This window comes from Borrelia sp. P9F1, assembly GCF_030436115.1.
Lineage (GTDB): Bacteria > Spirochaetota > Spirochaetia > Borreliales > Borreliaceae > Borrelia.
Genome location: NZ_CP129407.1, coordinates 513,437 through 528,401, shown reverse-complemented (window position 1 = coordinate 528,401; position 14,965 = coordinate 513,437). Strand labels below are relative to the sequence as shown.

At 33.4% G+C, this 14,965-nt stretch carries 14 protein-coding genes; 1 reads left to right on the top strand and 13 read right to left on the bottom strand.

Annotated elements, in window-relative coordinates:
- From QYZ68_RS02625 to der, 4 genes are all read right to left on the bottom strand, one after another.
- On the bottom strand, positions 1-3,996 hold a 3,996-nt coding region (locus QYZ68_RS02625; protein ID WP_476390621.1), incomplete at its 3' end, for a SpiroCoCo family coiled-coil protein.
- 16 nt (positions 3,997-4,012) lie between these two features.
- The gene (locus QYZ68_RS02620) at positions 4,013-4,699 is read right to left on the bottom strand and encodes an HAD family hydrolase (protein ID WP_301384020.1); all 687 of its coding nucleotides are present in this window, start codon (positions 4,697-4,699) and stop codon (positions 4,013-4,015) included.
- Between the two features lie 5 nt (positions 4,700-4,704).
- The gene (locus tag QYZ68_RS02615; protein WP_301384019.1) at positions 4,705-5,955 is read right to left on the bottom strand and encodes a hypothetical protein; all 1,251 of its coding nucleotides are present in this window, start codon (positions 5,953-5,955) and stop codon (positions 4,705-4,707) included.
- Positions 5,952-7,280, bottom strand: a complete 1,329-nt coding sequence (der, locus tag QYZ68_RS02610; protein ID WP_476390620.1) for a ribosome biogenesis GTPase Der — start codon at positions 7,278-7,280, stop codon at positions 5,952-5,954. Before der ends, QYZ68_RS02615 begins: the two co-directional genes overlap by 4 nt.
- Before the next feature lie 61 nt (positions 7,281-7,341).
- Here der and QYZ68_RS02605 point away from each other — a divergent pair, with 61 nt between their 5' ends.
- Complete coding sequence (locus tag QYZ68_RS02605; protein ID WP_301384018.1) at positions 7,342-8,118, top strand: GerMN domain-containing protein; 777 nt, start codon at positions 7,342-7,344, stop codon at positions 8,116-8,118.
- Positions 8,119-8,123: 5 nt separating this feature from the next.
- Here the strand turns inward: QYZ68_RS02605 and QYZ68_RS02600 are convergent, their stop codons facing one another.
- From QYZ68_RS02600 to secY, 9 genes are all read right to left on the bottom strand, one after another.
- Positions 8,124-8,915 (bottom strand): TlyA family RNA methyltransferase, encoded by a 792-nt coding sequence (locus QYZ68_RS02600; RefSeq protein WP_301384017.1) that lies wholly within the window; start codon positions 8,913-8,915, stop codon positions 8,124-8,126.
- Positions 8,896-9,687: a TIGR00282 family metallophosphoesterase gene (locus QYZ68_RS02595; protein ID WP_301384016.1), complete on the bottom strand. Its 792-nt coding sequence runs from the start codon at positions 9,685-9,687 to the stop codon at positions 8,896-8,898. Before QYZ68_RS02595 ends, QYZ68_RS02600 begins: the two co-directional genes overlap by 20 nt.
- Entirely contained in the window at positions 9,677-11,218 is a 1,542-nt protein-coding gene (rny, locus tag QYZ68_RS02590; RefSeq protein ID WP_301384015.1) for a ribonuclease Y, read from the bottom strand. The genes QYZ68_RS02595 and rny overlap by 11 nt, the downstream gene beginning before the upstream one ends.
- A 74-nt stretch (positions 11,219-11,292) precedes the next feature.
- Positions 11,293-11,664: a 50S ribosomal protein L17 gene (gene rplQ, locus QYZ68_RS02585; protein WP_301384014.1), complete on the bottom strand. Its 372-nt coding sequence runs from the start codon at positions 11,662-11,664 to the stop codon at positions 11,293-11,295.
- A 16-nt stretch (positions 11,665-11,680) separates the two neighbouring features.
- Complete coding sequence (locus QYZ68_RS02580) at positions 11,681-12,712, bottom strand: DNA-directed RNA polymerase subunit alpha (RefSeq protein ID WP_301384013.1); 1,032 nt, start codon at positions 12,710-12,712, stop codon at positions 11,681-11,683.
- 16 nt (positions 12,713-12,728) lie between these two features.
- On the bottom strand, positions 12,729-13,118 hold the full coding sequence (gene rpsK, locus QYZ68_RS02575) for a 30S ribosomal protein S11 (protein WP_301384012.1): 390 nt from the start codon (positions 13,116-13,118) through the stop codon (positions 12,729-12,731).
- Between the two features lie 27 nt (positions 13,119-13,145).
- Positions 13,146-13,523, bottom strand: coding sequence for a 30S ribosomal protein S13 (gene rpsM, locus QYZ68_RS02570; RefSeq protein ID WP_301384011.1), 378 nt, complete (start codon positions 13,521-13,523; stop codon positions 13,146-13,148).
- Between the two features lie 9 nt (positions 13,524-13,532).
- Entirely contained in the window at positions 13,533-13,646 is a 114-nt protein-coding gene (rpmJ, locus tag QYZ68_RS02565; protein ID WP_002557090.1) for a 50S ribosomal protein L36, read from the bottom strand.
- A 9-nt stretch (positions 13,647-13,655) separates the two neighbouring features.
- Positions 13,656-14,960 (bottom strand): preprotein translocase subunit SecY, encoded by a 1,305-nt coding sequence (gene secY / locus QYZ68_RS02560; protein ID WP_301384010.1) that lies wholly within the window; start codon positions 14,958-14,960, stop codon positions 13,656-13,658.
- Between the last annotated feature and the right edge of the window lie 5 nt (positions 14,961-14,965).

Genomic DNA, 14,965 nt, shown 5'->3' with positions numbered 1-14,965 from the left:
CTCCTGCTTCTCATTGTACTTCCCCTCAAGCTCCCTGTACTTCAAGTCAAGCACACTGCTAATCTCATTATGACATTTACCAACTTTATCTTTTAGATCTTTCTCTATGTCCTTAAAACTATTTTCAATTAACTTAAGGGAAGATATTTTGTTGTTAATCCCATTCTCATACTTTGTAATTTCTTCATCAATTGAAGCAGTTGTTCTCATCATATGTGACTCGAATTGTATCCTCATTTCTTTCTCAATATCTGACTTAATCAAATCAAATTGATGGCTTATCGTATCGGTACTCTCTCTTATCTTTTTTCTTAAACTCTCTTCAAACTCTAAAACTTCCTTTGATCTTTCCTCCAATATCTCAAAATTACGATCCATCTCGCTTATTTTTACCCTCAAATTTTCATCATTATCTGTAAGTATCTTATATATTTCATCTCTAATCTTTAAAATAGCCTCTTCACTTTCAATTAAAAAAGTTGAATACCTTTCTTCAAGATTATTTTCAAAAACTTTAAATCTTTCCTTATAAAGATCATTTAAAAACTCAGATTTATCCTCAATATTACCCTTAAGTTCATTAATCCTTTCTATAAACTGCTCTTTTAACTTAACAACATCAGCATCCATTATCCTCTTGTAGTCAACAGCTTCCTCTTTTCTAGTTGCATATTGCTGTTCAATCTCCTTTAAAAATTCATTAATTCTTATTTCTTCTTTCTCTATTATGTCCTTAATCTTAATTTCAAAATTTTCAACTTGATACTTTGACACATCAAAAGATGATTTAAAACTTTGCAAATTTTCATTCATATTCTTACTAAGAGCATCTATCTTGTCCGTCAACTTTCTGCTTACATCCTCGATCTCATATACTATCTCATTCTCCAATTTATTTGAAAGAGTTTCCGAATACCCTCTAGAATTAAGTATTACCTCATTATATTTTTCATTAATCTCTTTGTTTAAATCATTAAACCTTGAACTGAGAGAGTCAAGAGTAATATCAATATTTGCCTGAAATGAAGTAATATCAGTTCTTTTGTCTTGCAACAAACTGTCAACTTCTTTAACAAACTCCTCAGATCTTTCTAATACCGTAGCAAATTTCTTGGATAAATTTTCTTCTATCTCTTTAGTGTCTGCATCAAAATGACTAATAATATTGGACAGTAATTCATCCGAATATACATTCCCTTGGTTTCTAAATTCATCTATTTTTTCAAGGTAGTAACTATCAAGGCCCTCAACAGTAGTTTTCAGCTCTCTAATCTTTAGAGATATCTCAGAATCTAACGCACTAATATCAACCCTTCCTGAAGTCAATACATTTTCGATATTAACCGCTATTTCACTTAATTTCCCCTGCCAATCAGTAAGCTTACTATCTATTTCAACATTAAGCATATCTTTTCTACTCAAAATGTCCTCAGATATCGAGTTTAAAAAATTGTCTATTTGCTTTTGATTTTCATTCTTAATTTCAGAAAACTCTCGTACTCTAGTTTCAACAAAAGAATCAAGATCCGTCCTAAAATTATTTAGGACATCTTCACCCTCAAGTTTAAAATCTCTCAATCTATATTCAAGTTCTTCCATTTTGTTTCTAATCAGCTCTTCTTTACCAGAAAATCCTTCATTAAGTCCATTAAGCATCATAATAGCCTTGTCATGTATTATTTCAGCTTGATTATCAATAAACTCTTTAATGCCTAATAAGGTATCATTGCCCTTCCTATATGAAATATCTTTCAACTCTTTGTATTTCTCTAATACTGAGCTTTCAAGATCCTCAGTTTTTGATGAAACATACTCAAGTCTTTCATTAACATCTCTTTCTAAAGACTCCACTTTGGAAGAGGCTGATAAGAGTAACTCTTCACTTGAGATTTTAATGTCCAGTAAGGATTTGTTTAAAGCAATAAGCTCATCCTTCCAATTGCCATGCATATCCATCGCCTTCTTCTGAATATGATCTGAAAGTTCGCCAAAGATACTTTCACTAAGCTCTTTCCCTTTTGCCCTTTGCATTTCAATCAAATTTAAAAATTCTTCATTGGTTTTATTCAAATTAGACTCAATATTCTCCAGATTTGAACTTACTTCCTTCTGCCAATCTTCGTACTGCAGTTTGGTAGCTTCCATTTTATTAATAAATTCACCTATATCTTCACTATAATTGCTCTTCAAATTAGATATTTCCCTGCCAATACCATCACTGATACTGATCAAATTGGACTGAAATTCCCCCCTTAAGGCCTCAACGTCTTTCATCAATAAATCATTTAAAGCTCTAATGTCATCTTCTAACTTTTTACTAGTAATATCAAAATTCTGGTAATCAATATCTGATTTTTCAAAAGCTTTGTCAAATCTCTCATTGTACTTAATAGCAAAATCATCAATATCACTCTCAAGTTTATCTGCAACATTCTTATACTTACTCTCCAATTGATTTGCCAACTCACTACTTTTTAGATTTAAAGATTCAAAGAGAGTATCATACTTTGAATTAATACTTTCATCTAAGTAAGAATAATCACTAACAAGTCTATCGTTGATCCTTTTAAGATCTGCGTACAAGTCATTTCCCAACTTAAGTATCTTATCTTGAACATCTCCCTCAATACTTGAAATCTTTGTTTCCAATTCACTCCCAGTACTATTCATTCTTGAAAATATACTCTCACTAAACTTATCAATATCTCCTTCTACCTTTGTCTTGAAATCAACATATATTTTATTAGAATCTTCCTCAAGGTCGTCTAACAACGTCTTAACATTTGTCTCTACACTTTCCATTCTAGAATTAGCGTTATCTAGGCTAAGCTCTATTCTCTCTCTTATATCACTGTTAAACTGATTTATCTTGTTATCATACTCTTTATAAATTCCCCCTACATTAGATTCAATCTGAACCCTAAATTGATCAAAGATATCCGCAACTTGTTCTTCATATTGTCTTATTTCTTGTTTAATGGTCTCTTCAATAGAATTTAACCTAGAATAAGCATTATCCTTAAAAACAGAACTTACAGAAGAAATTTCGTTATCTATTAACATAAGCTTATCTTCAAGTTTATCTTTCATCTGCACAGAACGTTCATTGACATACACAAATACTCCATCAAACTTTGCTTGTAGTTCCTCATTTAATCTGGTTAAAATAAAGTCTTCCCTATCATTAATTTTAGTTTTTGCCTTCTCAAGTATAAGCTCAATAGAATTCTCTATTGATTTATATTTGTCCTCATACACACTCAAAGATTCTTCTATTGACCTGTTATAACTGTCCATATTAGATTCAAGCTTGAATAAAAATTCCTTAAACTCATTATCAAGCTTCTCATTACCTTTATCTAAAATTTCACTCTTCCTCTCCTCAATAATTCCTAAAGACTTCTGATAAGACATAATATCTTGCTCTAAATTATTCATTCTCAAACTTAGTTCTTCAACGGTATTGTTAAACTTTTCCCAACTTTCAATCTTAATCGCCTCAAGATTTTCCTTATTTGTCTTATCGAATTTTTCAAAAACCGCACCCAGCCTAGAATCAACAGAATCAATCTGAGTATTAAAATACTTTAAAGTCTTTGAAAGCTTATCTACGATTTTTCCATCAACTTGAAGTCTTTGTATATTATCTTGTACTTTAAGAGTCATATCATCTAGCTCTTTAAGCATAGAGTCATGATAAGCAATCTTTTTCTCCACTTCCGCAAAATCATTGCTTTTATTTTTAATTTTTTGTTGTACTTCATCTATTTTTTTTATAATCTCTATGCTAGAACGCTGATAAGCTTCCATGTCAACAGCAAGGTTACTGATTTCTTTCGTCTTCTCTTCAATAAAATCTTCAAGATTGTCCTTGGCAATATCAACAAATTTTTTAATCTTATCTAGGGCTCTTGAACGCCTATCATACTGTCTATAGATAAATAAAATTATAAACACCAATAAAAGATTAACCAGAATGGTTACAAAATCTATCATAAAATATTTTACCCATCTACATATTTAAAAGTATATATTTTTGCAACTCCTTATAGTTACTAAAAATAAAATCACATTTCATGTTATTTGATAATTTCTTCTCAGACAAATAAGCTGTTCTCATTAAAGCACCACCAGCACCCAAAATATCATACTCATAAGAATTCCCAACATATAAGATATGCTTACCTTGTATACCAAGTTCATACATAATCCTTAAGAAAGCCATTTTGCTCGGCTTTAAATACCCAGTATCTTCTGATGAATAAAGAATATCCCAAAATCCGTCCTTAATGCCTAACAGATTGCTTACACGGTTTGCAATTGGAAAATCTGACATCACACCCAGTTTTACTCCCCTATTTTTAAGAGAATAAATTAAATCACGTACACCAGAATAAGGCTTAAATCTTTTAAATTTGCTCCCAAAAGCCTCCCCATAATAAATCTTATTTAATAAAAATTCACACCTGCTCGTGCTGAATCCCAAACGCGCAGCAAGCATTTCAATCTGCATAGACATTAATTTATCCCTACTAGAAGGCTCACTCTTTTCTCTTTGTAAAACTCTTATTTCCTTTCTTACCCTTTTGAAAGCAAAAAAAAACCTAATATTTCCTAAAAATTCAGGTAACATTGCCAAGTTCATATCAATCTCAGGATAAAGAGTCCCATCAAGATCAAATACTACAGCTTTTATCATAATAGCTAATTATTCGTCCTCTTTGATATTGGAACTACAGTCACATCCTTCATAGCTTTTGCCCTAACTAGATGGATATACGAATCCGGGTATCTTTTCCTAAGTGATTTAATTGAAGTTTCACTGTTAACCTCCATCACAGAGGTTCTAAAAATCGATTCTTTATCAATAAATGGAAACAAAACAACAACATGTTTATGAAATACCTTCCCAGATGCCCCTTTCATTGTTGTATTAACAGAACCAAAGTATATATAACCAGGTTCACTCAAAGTTAGATAATAAAGAATAAAATCCAAATTATCAATCTCATACCCACGATTTTCAATGTATTTTAAAAAGCTAACATTGTTTACATCATTTTCTTTAATTCTAGTTAAATCCAAGCCAGCATTAATATTTTTAAGCCTATATCCAATATTACGGGTCCAGTCAAGTCCAAAGAACAAATCCCTACTAAACTCATACTTCTCAGTAAAACTATTACCCCTAACTCCAATGTGCCTGACTTTAAGATCTTCTATTTTTAAAAGCTCTTTTGTCATTGTCTTATAAATTGAATCAGCTACCCATTTCCCAAACCCAGAGCAATTAAATCCCTCAACCTCTCCTTGAGGTTTTCCTGTCTTAATATACACCATCTCTCCCAGCTCACTCATTGCACCATCAGGAACCTCAGCAATCGAAGAACTCCTTAGGAATGTTCTAAACTTATCAACCATGCTGGAAACATTCTCATAGACTTCAATATATTGAGGATCAAAAAATTTCAAGTCAATAAAACTGCTGACATATTTAGCTATCTCTAGGAAAGAACCAGTAGCAATATCCATAATCTTGAAAGGCAATTTGACCTCTTTGTGTATTAAAGTATTTATTAAATAAAAGTCGGCACTAGAATGCGAACCGCTTGGTTTTATTCTAATAAAAGTATCCGCCCTGTGTATAAAAAATATTTTTATCTGATCAATTCCATCCTTTCCAACTTTAACTACATAAGAACCCGGCAAAATATAGGATAACCCGTCTTTGCGGCGGAAAAAAGAATAGTAAACGTAATTTCCCTTTGTTGAACTTGAAACCTCAACATAATAACCATTCGTAGTGTAGTGCTTGTGGGGTTTGATCCTTTCTGAAATATTGCTTGAGCTAAAATATTGCGAGTAGTTTGCTCTAACGGTAGGATCATAGAAAAAACTCCCATATGCTAGAAAATTAAGACTGCTAGCGATTAAGAATAAAAGTATATATTTCACCTTGAGCTTCTTGCCCTTTCTCTAATTTCCATTAGAATCGGAATATTTGCATACCCAATTTTACGAATATTATTTATTAAATAATTATAGTAAGAATTTGGGAAATTAGTAATTTTATTAGCAAATAAAACAAACTTGATGGGATTAACACTAACCTGAGTTATGTACTTTACCTTGTGCGTGATATTTAGGTGGTAATCCTTAATCCACAAATTTAACATTTTATTCAAATCAGCAGTATTGACCTTAAGTTCAAGTTGTTTTCTTAATTTAATTGCTTCCTTAAAAAGACTATCCAAACCTATCCTCCCATGAACGGATATTCTTAATATGGGAGCAAAGTTTAAAATCGGAAAAAAGAAATTAACACGATCCTTTACGGCTTCAAAATAACCTTTCTTGACCTCTACACAATCCCACTTGGTAAATACAATTACAATGCCCTTTCCCTTCTTAGTTGCATAGTGAGCAATTTTCTTATCTTGAGCTGTTAAGTCCTCATTAGTATCAATTAATAAAAAGACAACATCTACCCTATCAATCACTCTTAAAGCTCTACTTACAGAATAACGCTCAATAAGTTCATCTACCCTTGATCTTCTCCTTATTCCAGCTGTGTCAATAATTTCGAACGTCTTTCCATCTCTTTTAAATTTCGTCTTAACAAAATCTCTTGTAGTCCCTGCTTCATGAGAAACAATAGAGACCTCATGTCCTGATAAAAAGTTAATAAGAGTGGACTTGCCTGAATTTGGCTTACCTATAATACCGATTTTAATATCAATATTTTCGTCACTTTCATCACCACTCGATAATTTACCAATTGAATCTCTTAAAAATCCCCTTAAATAATTAATACCTTTTCCACGAGCCGCACTAACTAAAAATCTCTTCTTAAATCCCAATTTTTGAAACTCATAAGCCAAAGATTCCTTACTCTGCCCATCTATTTTATTTAATACTAAGACTATCTTATCACTATATTTCCTCAGTCTTTCAATAAGCTCATAATCTTCTGCTAGCATTTCATTGACATCTAACACAAGCAAAATCAAATCAGCACCATCAAGCGAGTTTATAACCTTATCAACCACAATCTTGCTAATTTCATCCCTCAAAAGGGTAAATCCGCCAGTATCCACCAAATAGAATTTACAAGAATCAACCTCGCAAATCTCTTTAATCAAATCTCTGGTAACTCCATAAGTTTCATCAGTAATGCTTCTCTTTGAATTTAAAAGCTTATTAAACAAAGTGGATTTCCCAACATTTGGTCTGCCTACAATAAAAACACTACAATAGTCTTGTTTCCTAGAATTAATCAAAAATAATTTGCCTCTTTTTCTATATAGCTATATCCACTATAATATCAAATATTGCATGTTTATGCCAATTATGGACGGATATCAGGTGAAGAAGAGGAAGAAAAGGGTTAGACGCAGAAGAGGTAGTCTTAGCAAAACGGATGTGTTCCTGGTCCTGTTTGCCATTTTTGCTACGGGCCTTTGTTTGTTACTAATAGTTAAGAATTCATTAATTAAGAACATATTTAATGATAGAATTGCTGGTTATGAAAACTTTGAATTTGATTCATCAAAACCTAGCAAAGTAATAGAGGCCGAGCTAGATAATACAAAAAGAGAAACTGTTAAGATACTTAGTGATGAAAAATTTTTAATCAAACCTCCTGAGATACAAAAAATTGAAGAAGAATTTAAGCACCAACAACAAAAACTTTCAAAAAAGAAAAAAGTGGTTAAGCTGTACTTCATAAAAGTTACTACTGAGGGGCATTTTTTAAAGCAAGACATTAAAAGAACTATTCACTATGACAAAAATATTCTTGAAGAGACACTAAAAGCACTTATTAACGGTCCGAATGAATATGAACTTAAAAATAACTATCTAAGTTTAATTCCTATTAATACTAAAATATTGAATTTAAGCATAAGTGACGGCATTGCTCACATCAACCTATCTAAGGAATTTTATGAAAATAGCTTTGGAGTAGAGGGAACAATCAACCAAGTAAACCAAATCATCTTAACATGCCTTGAAATCCAAGGCATTAATGGAATAACCTTAAGAATTGAAAATAATCCAATAATACTTGAAGATTTAAACTTAAATTTCTCGGGCATTCTAGATAAGAAAACATTTTAAAAGTATCAATCATTAATACTTTGAAGCAATTCAAGAGACTGGCTAAGTCCTGATACGTCGTTATTAGTAATTAAAAACATAAATTCTTGATTTCCCTTTCTTCCCTTGATTTCAAGTTTCAGAATGTTTTTAACTTGTAAGTTGTTGTCATGAAATTTCCTAATTACCTTGTCTAATATTTTAGTCAAATATCTAGTATCAACCACGCCACTAAAATCTTTTATGTCTAAATCCAATTCTTTAAGTTCAAACTGAGGCTTAATAAGAGCAATGATAAACCCATCAGAAAGCTTATTAATCAAATCTACGCATACGCCAACCGCAGACCTGAAAGAAACATCAACAACAGCTAAGTTGGGAGATATGTCAAATTTTTTAATATCAAATATATTAGTCTTCTCATAAACTCTAACCCTTGGATCAACTCGCAATTTATAAGAAAGCTGATTAAATCCAACATCAACAGCATAAACCAACAAGGCTCCTTTTTGCAAAAGACAATCCGTAAACCCACCTGTTGAAGCTCCAACATCAACACAGATTTTACCTTGAACTGAAATTTCAAACGATTCCAATGCTTCTAAAAGTTTACCTCCTCCTCTTGACACAAACTGATTAGACTCGGCTCGTATTAAACTTATTGCACTACTCTTTACCAGCAAAACCTTAGGGTTGAGCTCTTTATGCGAATTGACATACACACTTCCAGTCAAAATTAATATTCTTAACTCATCTCTTGTCAAATTAGGGTAACTTTGACAAAGTAAATTAAGTAAACTATCTCTGTATTCTCTCAATCTTTAAAGCACGTCCTGTCTTTATATCAGAAGTAATAACAACCCCTTGTATAATCACATTATCCTCAACAACCTCTGTCCGTAAGGATACATATTCAAGCAACCCCTTAAGAGAAATTTCCGGACTAAATCCTATTACAGAATTTAAACTACCTGTCATACCAAGATCACTAATATAAGCAGTTCCCTTTTCTAAAATTCTCTCGTCTTGAGTCATTATGTGCGTGTGAGTGCCAACAACTCCCGTGACAAGCCCATCTAAGAAATATCCAAAGCTCTCTTTTTCATAATTACTCTCAGCATGAAAATCAACAAAAATAGTTTTGACCTTATTCCCGATCATATTTACAAACTTCTTTATATTTTCAAAAGGGTTTTTAACAATAAAAGTCATCCCTAAAAACCCTTGAATATTTACAACAGCAACCTTTTCATTTCTGACACTTAAAATACAATAGCCATGCCCTTCAAGTAAATCTGAAAAATTATTTGGTCTTAAAATACATTTCTGCTTATTTAAATATTCTTTTATACTATAGTCAGAATAGACATGATTACCTGTAGTAACAACATTAACACCAGCTTTAAAAAGATTATCCGCTATCTCTGTGGTAATTCCAAACCCACCAGATGAATTTTCCCCATTAGCAATAACGAGATCTACGTTATATTTATCTTTAAGGATCTTGAGGTTAAAAAAAACCTTTTTCAACCCCGAATCACCTATTATGTCCCCAATTATTAAAGTTCTAATAATGTCACTATCTTGCATATTCAATAACTCTGGTTTCTCGAATAATAGTAACTTTAATTTTACCAGGATATCTCATCTCAACTTCTATTTTCTTTGCAATGTTCCTTGCAAGCACAGTGGCTTTCTCATCATTAACCAATAAATTATCAACAATAATCCTAACTTCACGCCCAGCCTGAATTGCATAACATTTTTGAACGCCCTCAAATCCATAAGCAATTTCTTCTAGTCTTTTCAGCCTGTTTATATAATTATTCAAACTTTCACGTCTTGCACCGGGACGAGATGCAGAAATAGCATCTGCTATTTGAACAACAATAGCCTCAAGGCTCTCCGGTTTTATTTCATTATGATGGGCAGCAATAGCATTAACAACAATATCACTCTCTCCACAGCTTTGCGCAAGCTCAGCTCCCGTAATAGCATGCCCCTCACTATTTTCGGAAATACTTTCCATGCCCTTACCAATGTCATGCAAAAGACATGCTCTCTTTACAACAACAGGATCCAATTTCATCTCTTTAGCTAGAATTTCACCTATTATTGCTGTTTCTTTTGAGTGACTTAAAACATTTTGCCCATAGCTACTTCTAAAGTAAAGCCTACCAAGCCCCCTAATAAGCCTCTTATCAAGTCCATGAATATTCAAATCAAATACTACTTTCTCCCCTTCTTCAAGAATAATATTATTTATTTCATTAGTAACACTATGTACAACTTCTTCAATTCTTGCAGGGTGAATTCTTCCATCTGTAATAAGTCGTTCAAGAGTTCTTTTAGCTATTTCCTTCCTTACTGGATTAAAACAAGATATAACAACAGCTTCAGGAGTATCATCAATAATGATATCCGCCCCTATTAATGTTTCAAGTACCCTAATATTGCGCCCCTCCTTACCAATTATCCTGCCTTTCATCTCATCGCCAGGTAATGCAACAGAAGCGATAGTAAATTCAGAGCTAACCTCTGTAACCATGCGCTGCATGGTAGAAACCAATATATCCTTTGAAAGCTTATCTGCTAAAAGCTGTGCCTCCTGCTCACTTTTATTGATAATAATCTGGGCATCTCTTTTAGCCTCATTTTCAACTCTCTCAATGACGATCTTTTTTGCTTCTTCCTTCGTTAAGCCAGAAATATTTTCTAATTTCTTAACCAAAGAAACCTCTTTTTCTCGTATCGTCTTTTCTTTTTGTTCAAATTCCTTAACTCTAGAATCAATCCTACTCTGTTGCTTATCAAGAGCAGACATTCTCTTGTCCAGCGTCTCCTCTCTCTGTAATAACCTTTTTTCTAAGTTAAAAATCTCATTCCTTCGTTCTCTTATTTCCTTATCCTGCTGATTCTTTTCTTTAAGCATCTGAGCTTTTGCATTCGAAACAATCTGCTTTTTTTCATTGTCTATCTCTAAAATTGCTTCTTCTTTTATCTTCTCTAGCTTCTTACCTAAATTTAATAAAGAAATCCTATCTAAAACAACTCTTATCGCAAACCCTAATACAACGCCTACAACGACAGCAAGAATAGAAGAAAAAGTAACATACAACATACAGCCTACCCCTTATCCTCTAAACTAACTAAATATAACTCCTTAAAAAGGAAATACCTAATATGTAAAGACTATTACTTTTCTTCCAAGGTTTTATCAACTAGCTCAAGAATAGCCATCTCAGCAGCATCCCCATATCTACGCCCTAGTTTAATAACCCTAGTATAACCGCCCTTTCTTTCTTTAAAAATGGGGGATATATTGACAAATAACTTATTAAGAATATACTTGTCGTGTATAAACTTTGAAACTTCTCTCCTGTTATGCACGCTATCTACCTTCGCTCTAGTAATTAATTTCTCAGCAAATCTTTTGACTTCACCCAACTTAACTTTGGTAGAAGTTATCCTTTCGTGCCTAAAAAGAGAAATTACCATATTCCTCAAAAGCGCCTTCCTGTGGCTTGACTTCCTGTCTAATCTATTAAATCCTACTCTGGTCTTCATATGAAACAGTTTCCTCTTACTTAGATATTTTATCGTTTTTGTTTAATACTTTAATAGCCTCTGTCTTAGCCATCCCTAAAAATAACCCATAAACACTAAGCTTTTCAATTATTTCTTCTAAACTTTTTTTCCCAAAGTTTCTTGCTTTTGAAAGTTCTTCCGAAGTCTTACTAATGAGCTCTCCCAAAGTTTTAACATTTTCCTTAGTCAAACAATTTAAGGATCTAACAGATAAATCTAACTTCTTGACACTCATACTAAGCAAATCAGAATCTTTCAATTCAGAATCCTCAAGCGATTGAACAATCTTATCCTCGAAATTTACCAATGGAAGTAAAAACTCTCGCACGACAGAAGCAGCCTTCCTTATAGCATCATTAGCACTAATCACACCCGTTGTCCATATTTCCATAATGAGCTTATCATAATCAGATCGTTGCCCTACTCTAGTGTCCTCAATAGAGTACGACACCTTTTCTATTGGAGAAAATATAGAATCAAGTGCAATAGTATTAACTTCTTCCAAATACTTAGCATTGTGTTCAGAAGAAACATAGCCTCTCCCATAATTAACTTGAAACTCAAAATCCAAACTTGCATCACCTGAAAGCGTAGCAATGACCAAATCTTTATTCAATACCTCAACACCCTCTCTTTCAAAATCAGAAGCCTTTAAAACGTTAGTATCCCTACCATTAACAGAAAAGCTTATAACCGTACTATTAATCCCCTTATCTAACTTTAAATGGATATTTTTAATATTAGCAATTACTTCAAGCGTATCTTCCACAACTCCAGGTATTAAATCAAACTCACTTGAAACAGCCCTCGAAGATCCCCCCTGGTTGGATTGAATTCGCATAGCAGATATAGCGTATCCCTCAATAGAAGACAACAAAACACGCCTCAAAGTATTTCCAATGGTAACGCCAAACCCTTTCTCAAAAGGATATATTACGAATTTCCCATAGGAACCATCGTCCTCTCCCCTTAAAAACTCAATTCTATCAGGTATAGTAAAATCTTTCAAAAGTTTATCTAAAGACATTAGTTAGTTCCTCCAATTAAACTCGTCTCGTTTTCTTAGGTCTACACCCATTATGCGGTATCGGAGTTACATCTGAGATTGACTTCACAACCATACCAGTTGATCCAACAGCACGTATAGCAGACTCTCTACCAATCCCTGGCCCTTTCACAAAGACATTTACATAATTAATGCCAAAATCCTTGACCTTGCCCAAAGCAGACTCAGCAGTCATCTGAGCAGCATAAGGAGTCGATTTCTTAGCTCCCTTAAATCCCATCCCCCCAGCACTTGCCCAAGCTAAAGTATTACCCTTTATGTCCGACACAGTTACGATCGTGTTATTAAAAGTAGCTTGTATATAAACATTACCCTCTCCAATAGTCCTCTTTACTCTTTTTTTGTTAGTCGATAATTTTGCGCTCAATCTTCTCCCTCCATAAACAAAACAATCTTACTTAGCAGCTATTTTCTTATTAGCCACGGTTCTTCGCTTGCCCTTCCTAGTCCTCGCATTAGTTTTAGTTCTCTGTCCCCTTAAAGGCAATCCTTTCCTATGCCTGAGCCCCCTATAACACGCAATATCCATAAGCCTCTTAATAGACATAGCCAACTCACTTCTAAGCTTCCCTTCAACAACATAATCACTTTCAACTATCTTTCTAAGCTTATTAATTTCATTATTATCTAAATCCCTAGCCTTTTTATCTGGCGAAATATCTGTCTTTCTGCAGACCTCCAAAGCCCTAGCCCTTCCTATGCCATAAATAGACGTAAGAGCTATTTGAAGCTGTTTATCATTAGGTAAATCTATTCCTGCTATTCTAGCCATTATATCCCCTTATTTTTGCCTTTGTTTGTGCTTAAGGTTATCACAAATAATCCTTAAAACACCCTTCCTCTTTATTACCTTACATTTTTCACAAATCGGCTTCACACTTACCCTAACTTTCATAACCTACCCCTAAATTTTTTGTAAAAAAGCACTCCTTTTATCATTTCCACTAGATACCCCCCGAGTCTTTAAATAAGCATCAATCTGAATCAACGTATCAAGAGCTACTCCCACCATAATCAACAACGAAGAACTACCCATAATCCTTGAGACATCATACGGGAATCTGAAAATAGTCTGCACCAAAAATGGAATTATTGCAATAATAGACAAAAAAATAGAACCCGAAAACAGTGTTCTATTCATGATACCATCCAAATAACCCTCCATTTCATCCGCCTTTATTCCTGGAATAGTGCCTCCATTTTTCCTAATATTATTGCTTATATCTTTTGGACTCAATTGTATTTTTGAATAAAAATATGTAAACCCTACTATTAAGACTACATTCAATAAAGTATAATAAAGTCCATTGGGTCTTAAATAGGACAAAACCTGTCTTGCAAGCGCAGAAGCTTCAGCAAACCCACTCAAAATCTGCAAGGGCAAAGTAATGAGAACAGACGCAAAAATGACAGGTAAAACACCTGATGGATTAAGTTTTATTGGCAAGTATGAACTCACAGCACTCCTTGAATTTGCTCTAGCATAGTGTATAGCAATTCTTCTTTGTGCCTTATACTCATATACAATCAGCACTACTACCACAACAAAAACGCCTAAAACCAATATCACAAAAACGGGATTAATATTTTGAGATGGGTCTCTCATCCCCTGAAACAAATTAAACAAAGCCGCCTGCAGTCTTACTACTATTCCTGAAAAAATTATCAAAGACACACCATTCCCAATTCCCCTTTGATTGACTTGTTCACCAAGCCACAAAAGTATAAAAGTCCCTGCCGTAACCGTCAAAATAGCAATAAAAATATATCTGTTAAAAGGCATATTAAGTGCACCTGGAATACTTCTAGCATAAAGACTAGTAGCATACCCCTGGGCTACAGCCGCGATAATCGTTAAATATTTTGTATATTTCTTAATCCTTTTCCTGCCTCCGTCACCCTCCTGCACTCTCTTAAGAGAAGGGAAAGAATAAACGAGAAGCTGTATGATAATCGAGGCTGATATATAAGGACCTACACCAAGCATAAACACAGAAAAATTACTAAAAGCACCGCCTGAAAAAAAATCAAAATAATTAGTGATTGAAAAATCCGCCTGCGCCTTAAAATAACTCCTAAGAGCCACAGGATTTATTCCCGGTATTGGCAAATACGAACCAACCCTAAAAATAAAAAGAATAGACAGAGTAAATAAAAACTTAGTCCTTAAATCCTTAATACTAAACAAATTGAAAAACAAATCTTTCATACCAC

Excerpts from the sequence above, each read along its gene's own strand:
- QYZ68_RS02620 (WP_301384020.1), bottom strand. The coding sequence starts at position 4,699 with ATGATAAAAGCTGTAGTATTTGATCTTGATGGGACTCTTTATCCTGAG.
- QYZ68_RS02605 (WP_301384018.1), top strand. The coding sequence starts at position 7,342 with ATGCCAATTATGGACGGATATCAGGTGAAGAAGAGGAAGAAAAGGGTT.
- QYZ68_RS02595 (WP_301384016.1), bottom strand. The coding sequence starts at position 9,687 with ATGCAAGATAGTGACATTATTAGAACTTTAATAATTGGGGACATAATA.
- rny (WP_301384015.1), bottom strand. The coding sequence starts at position 11,218 with ATGTTGTATGTTACTTTTTCTTCTATTCTTGCTGTCGTTGTAGGCGTT.
- rplQ (WP_301384014.1), bottom strand. The coding sequence starts at position 11,664 with ATGAAGACCAGAGTAGGATTTAATAGATTAGACAGGAAGTCAAGCCAC.
- QYZ68_RS02580 (WP_301384013.1), bottom strand. The coding sequence starts at position 12,712 with ATGTCTTTAGATAAACTTTTGAAAGATTTTACTATACCTGATAGAATT.
- rpsM (WP_301384011.1), bottom strand. The coding sequence starts at position 13,523 with ATGGCTAGAATAGCAGGAATAGATTTACCTAATGATAAACAGCTTCAA.
- rpmJ (WP_002557090.1), bottom strand. The coding sequence starts at position 13,646 with ATGAAAGTTAGGGTAAGTGTGAAGCCGATTTGTGAAAAATGTAAGGTA.
- secY (WP_301384010.1), bottom strand. The coding sequence starts at position 14,960 with ATGAAAGATTTGTTTTTCAATTTGTTTAGTATTAAGGATTTAAGGACT.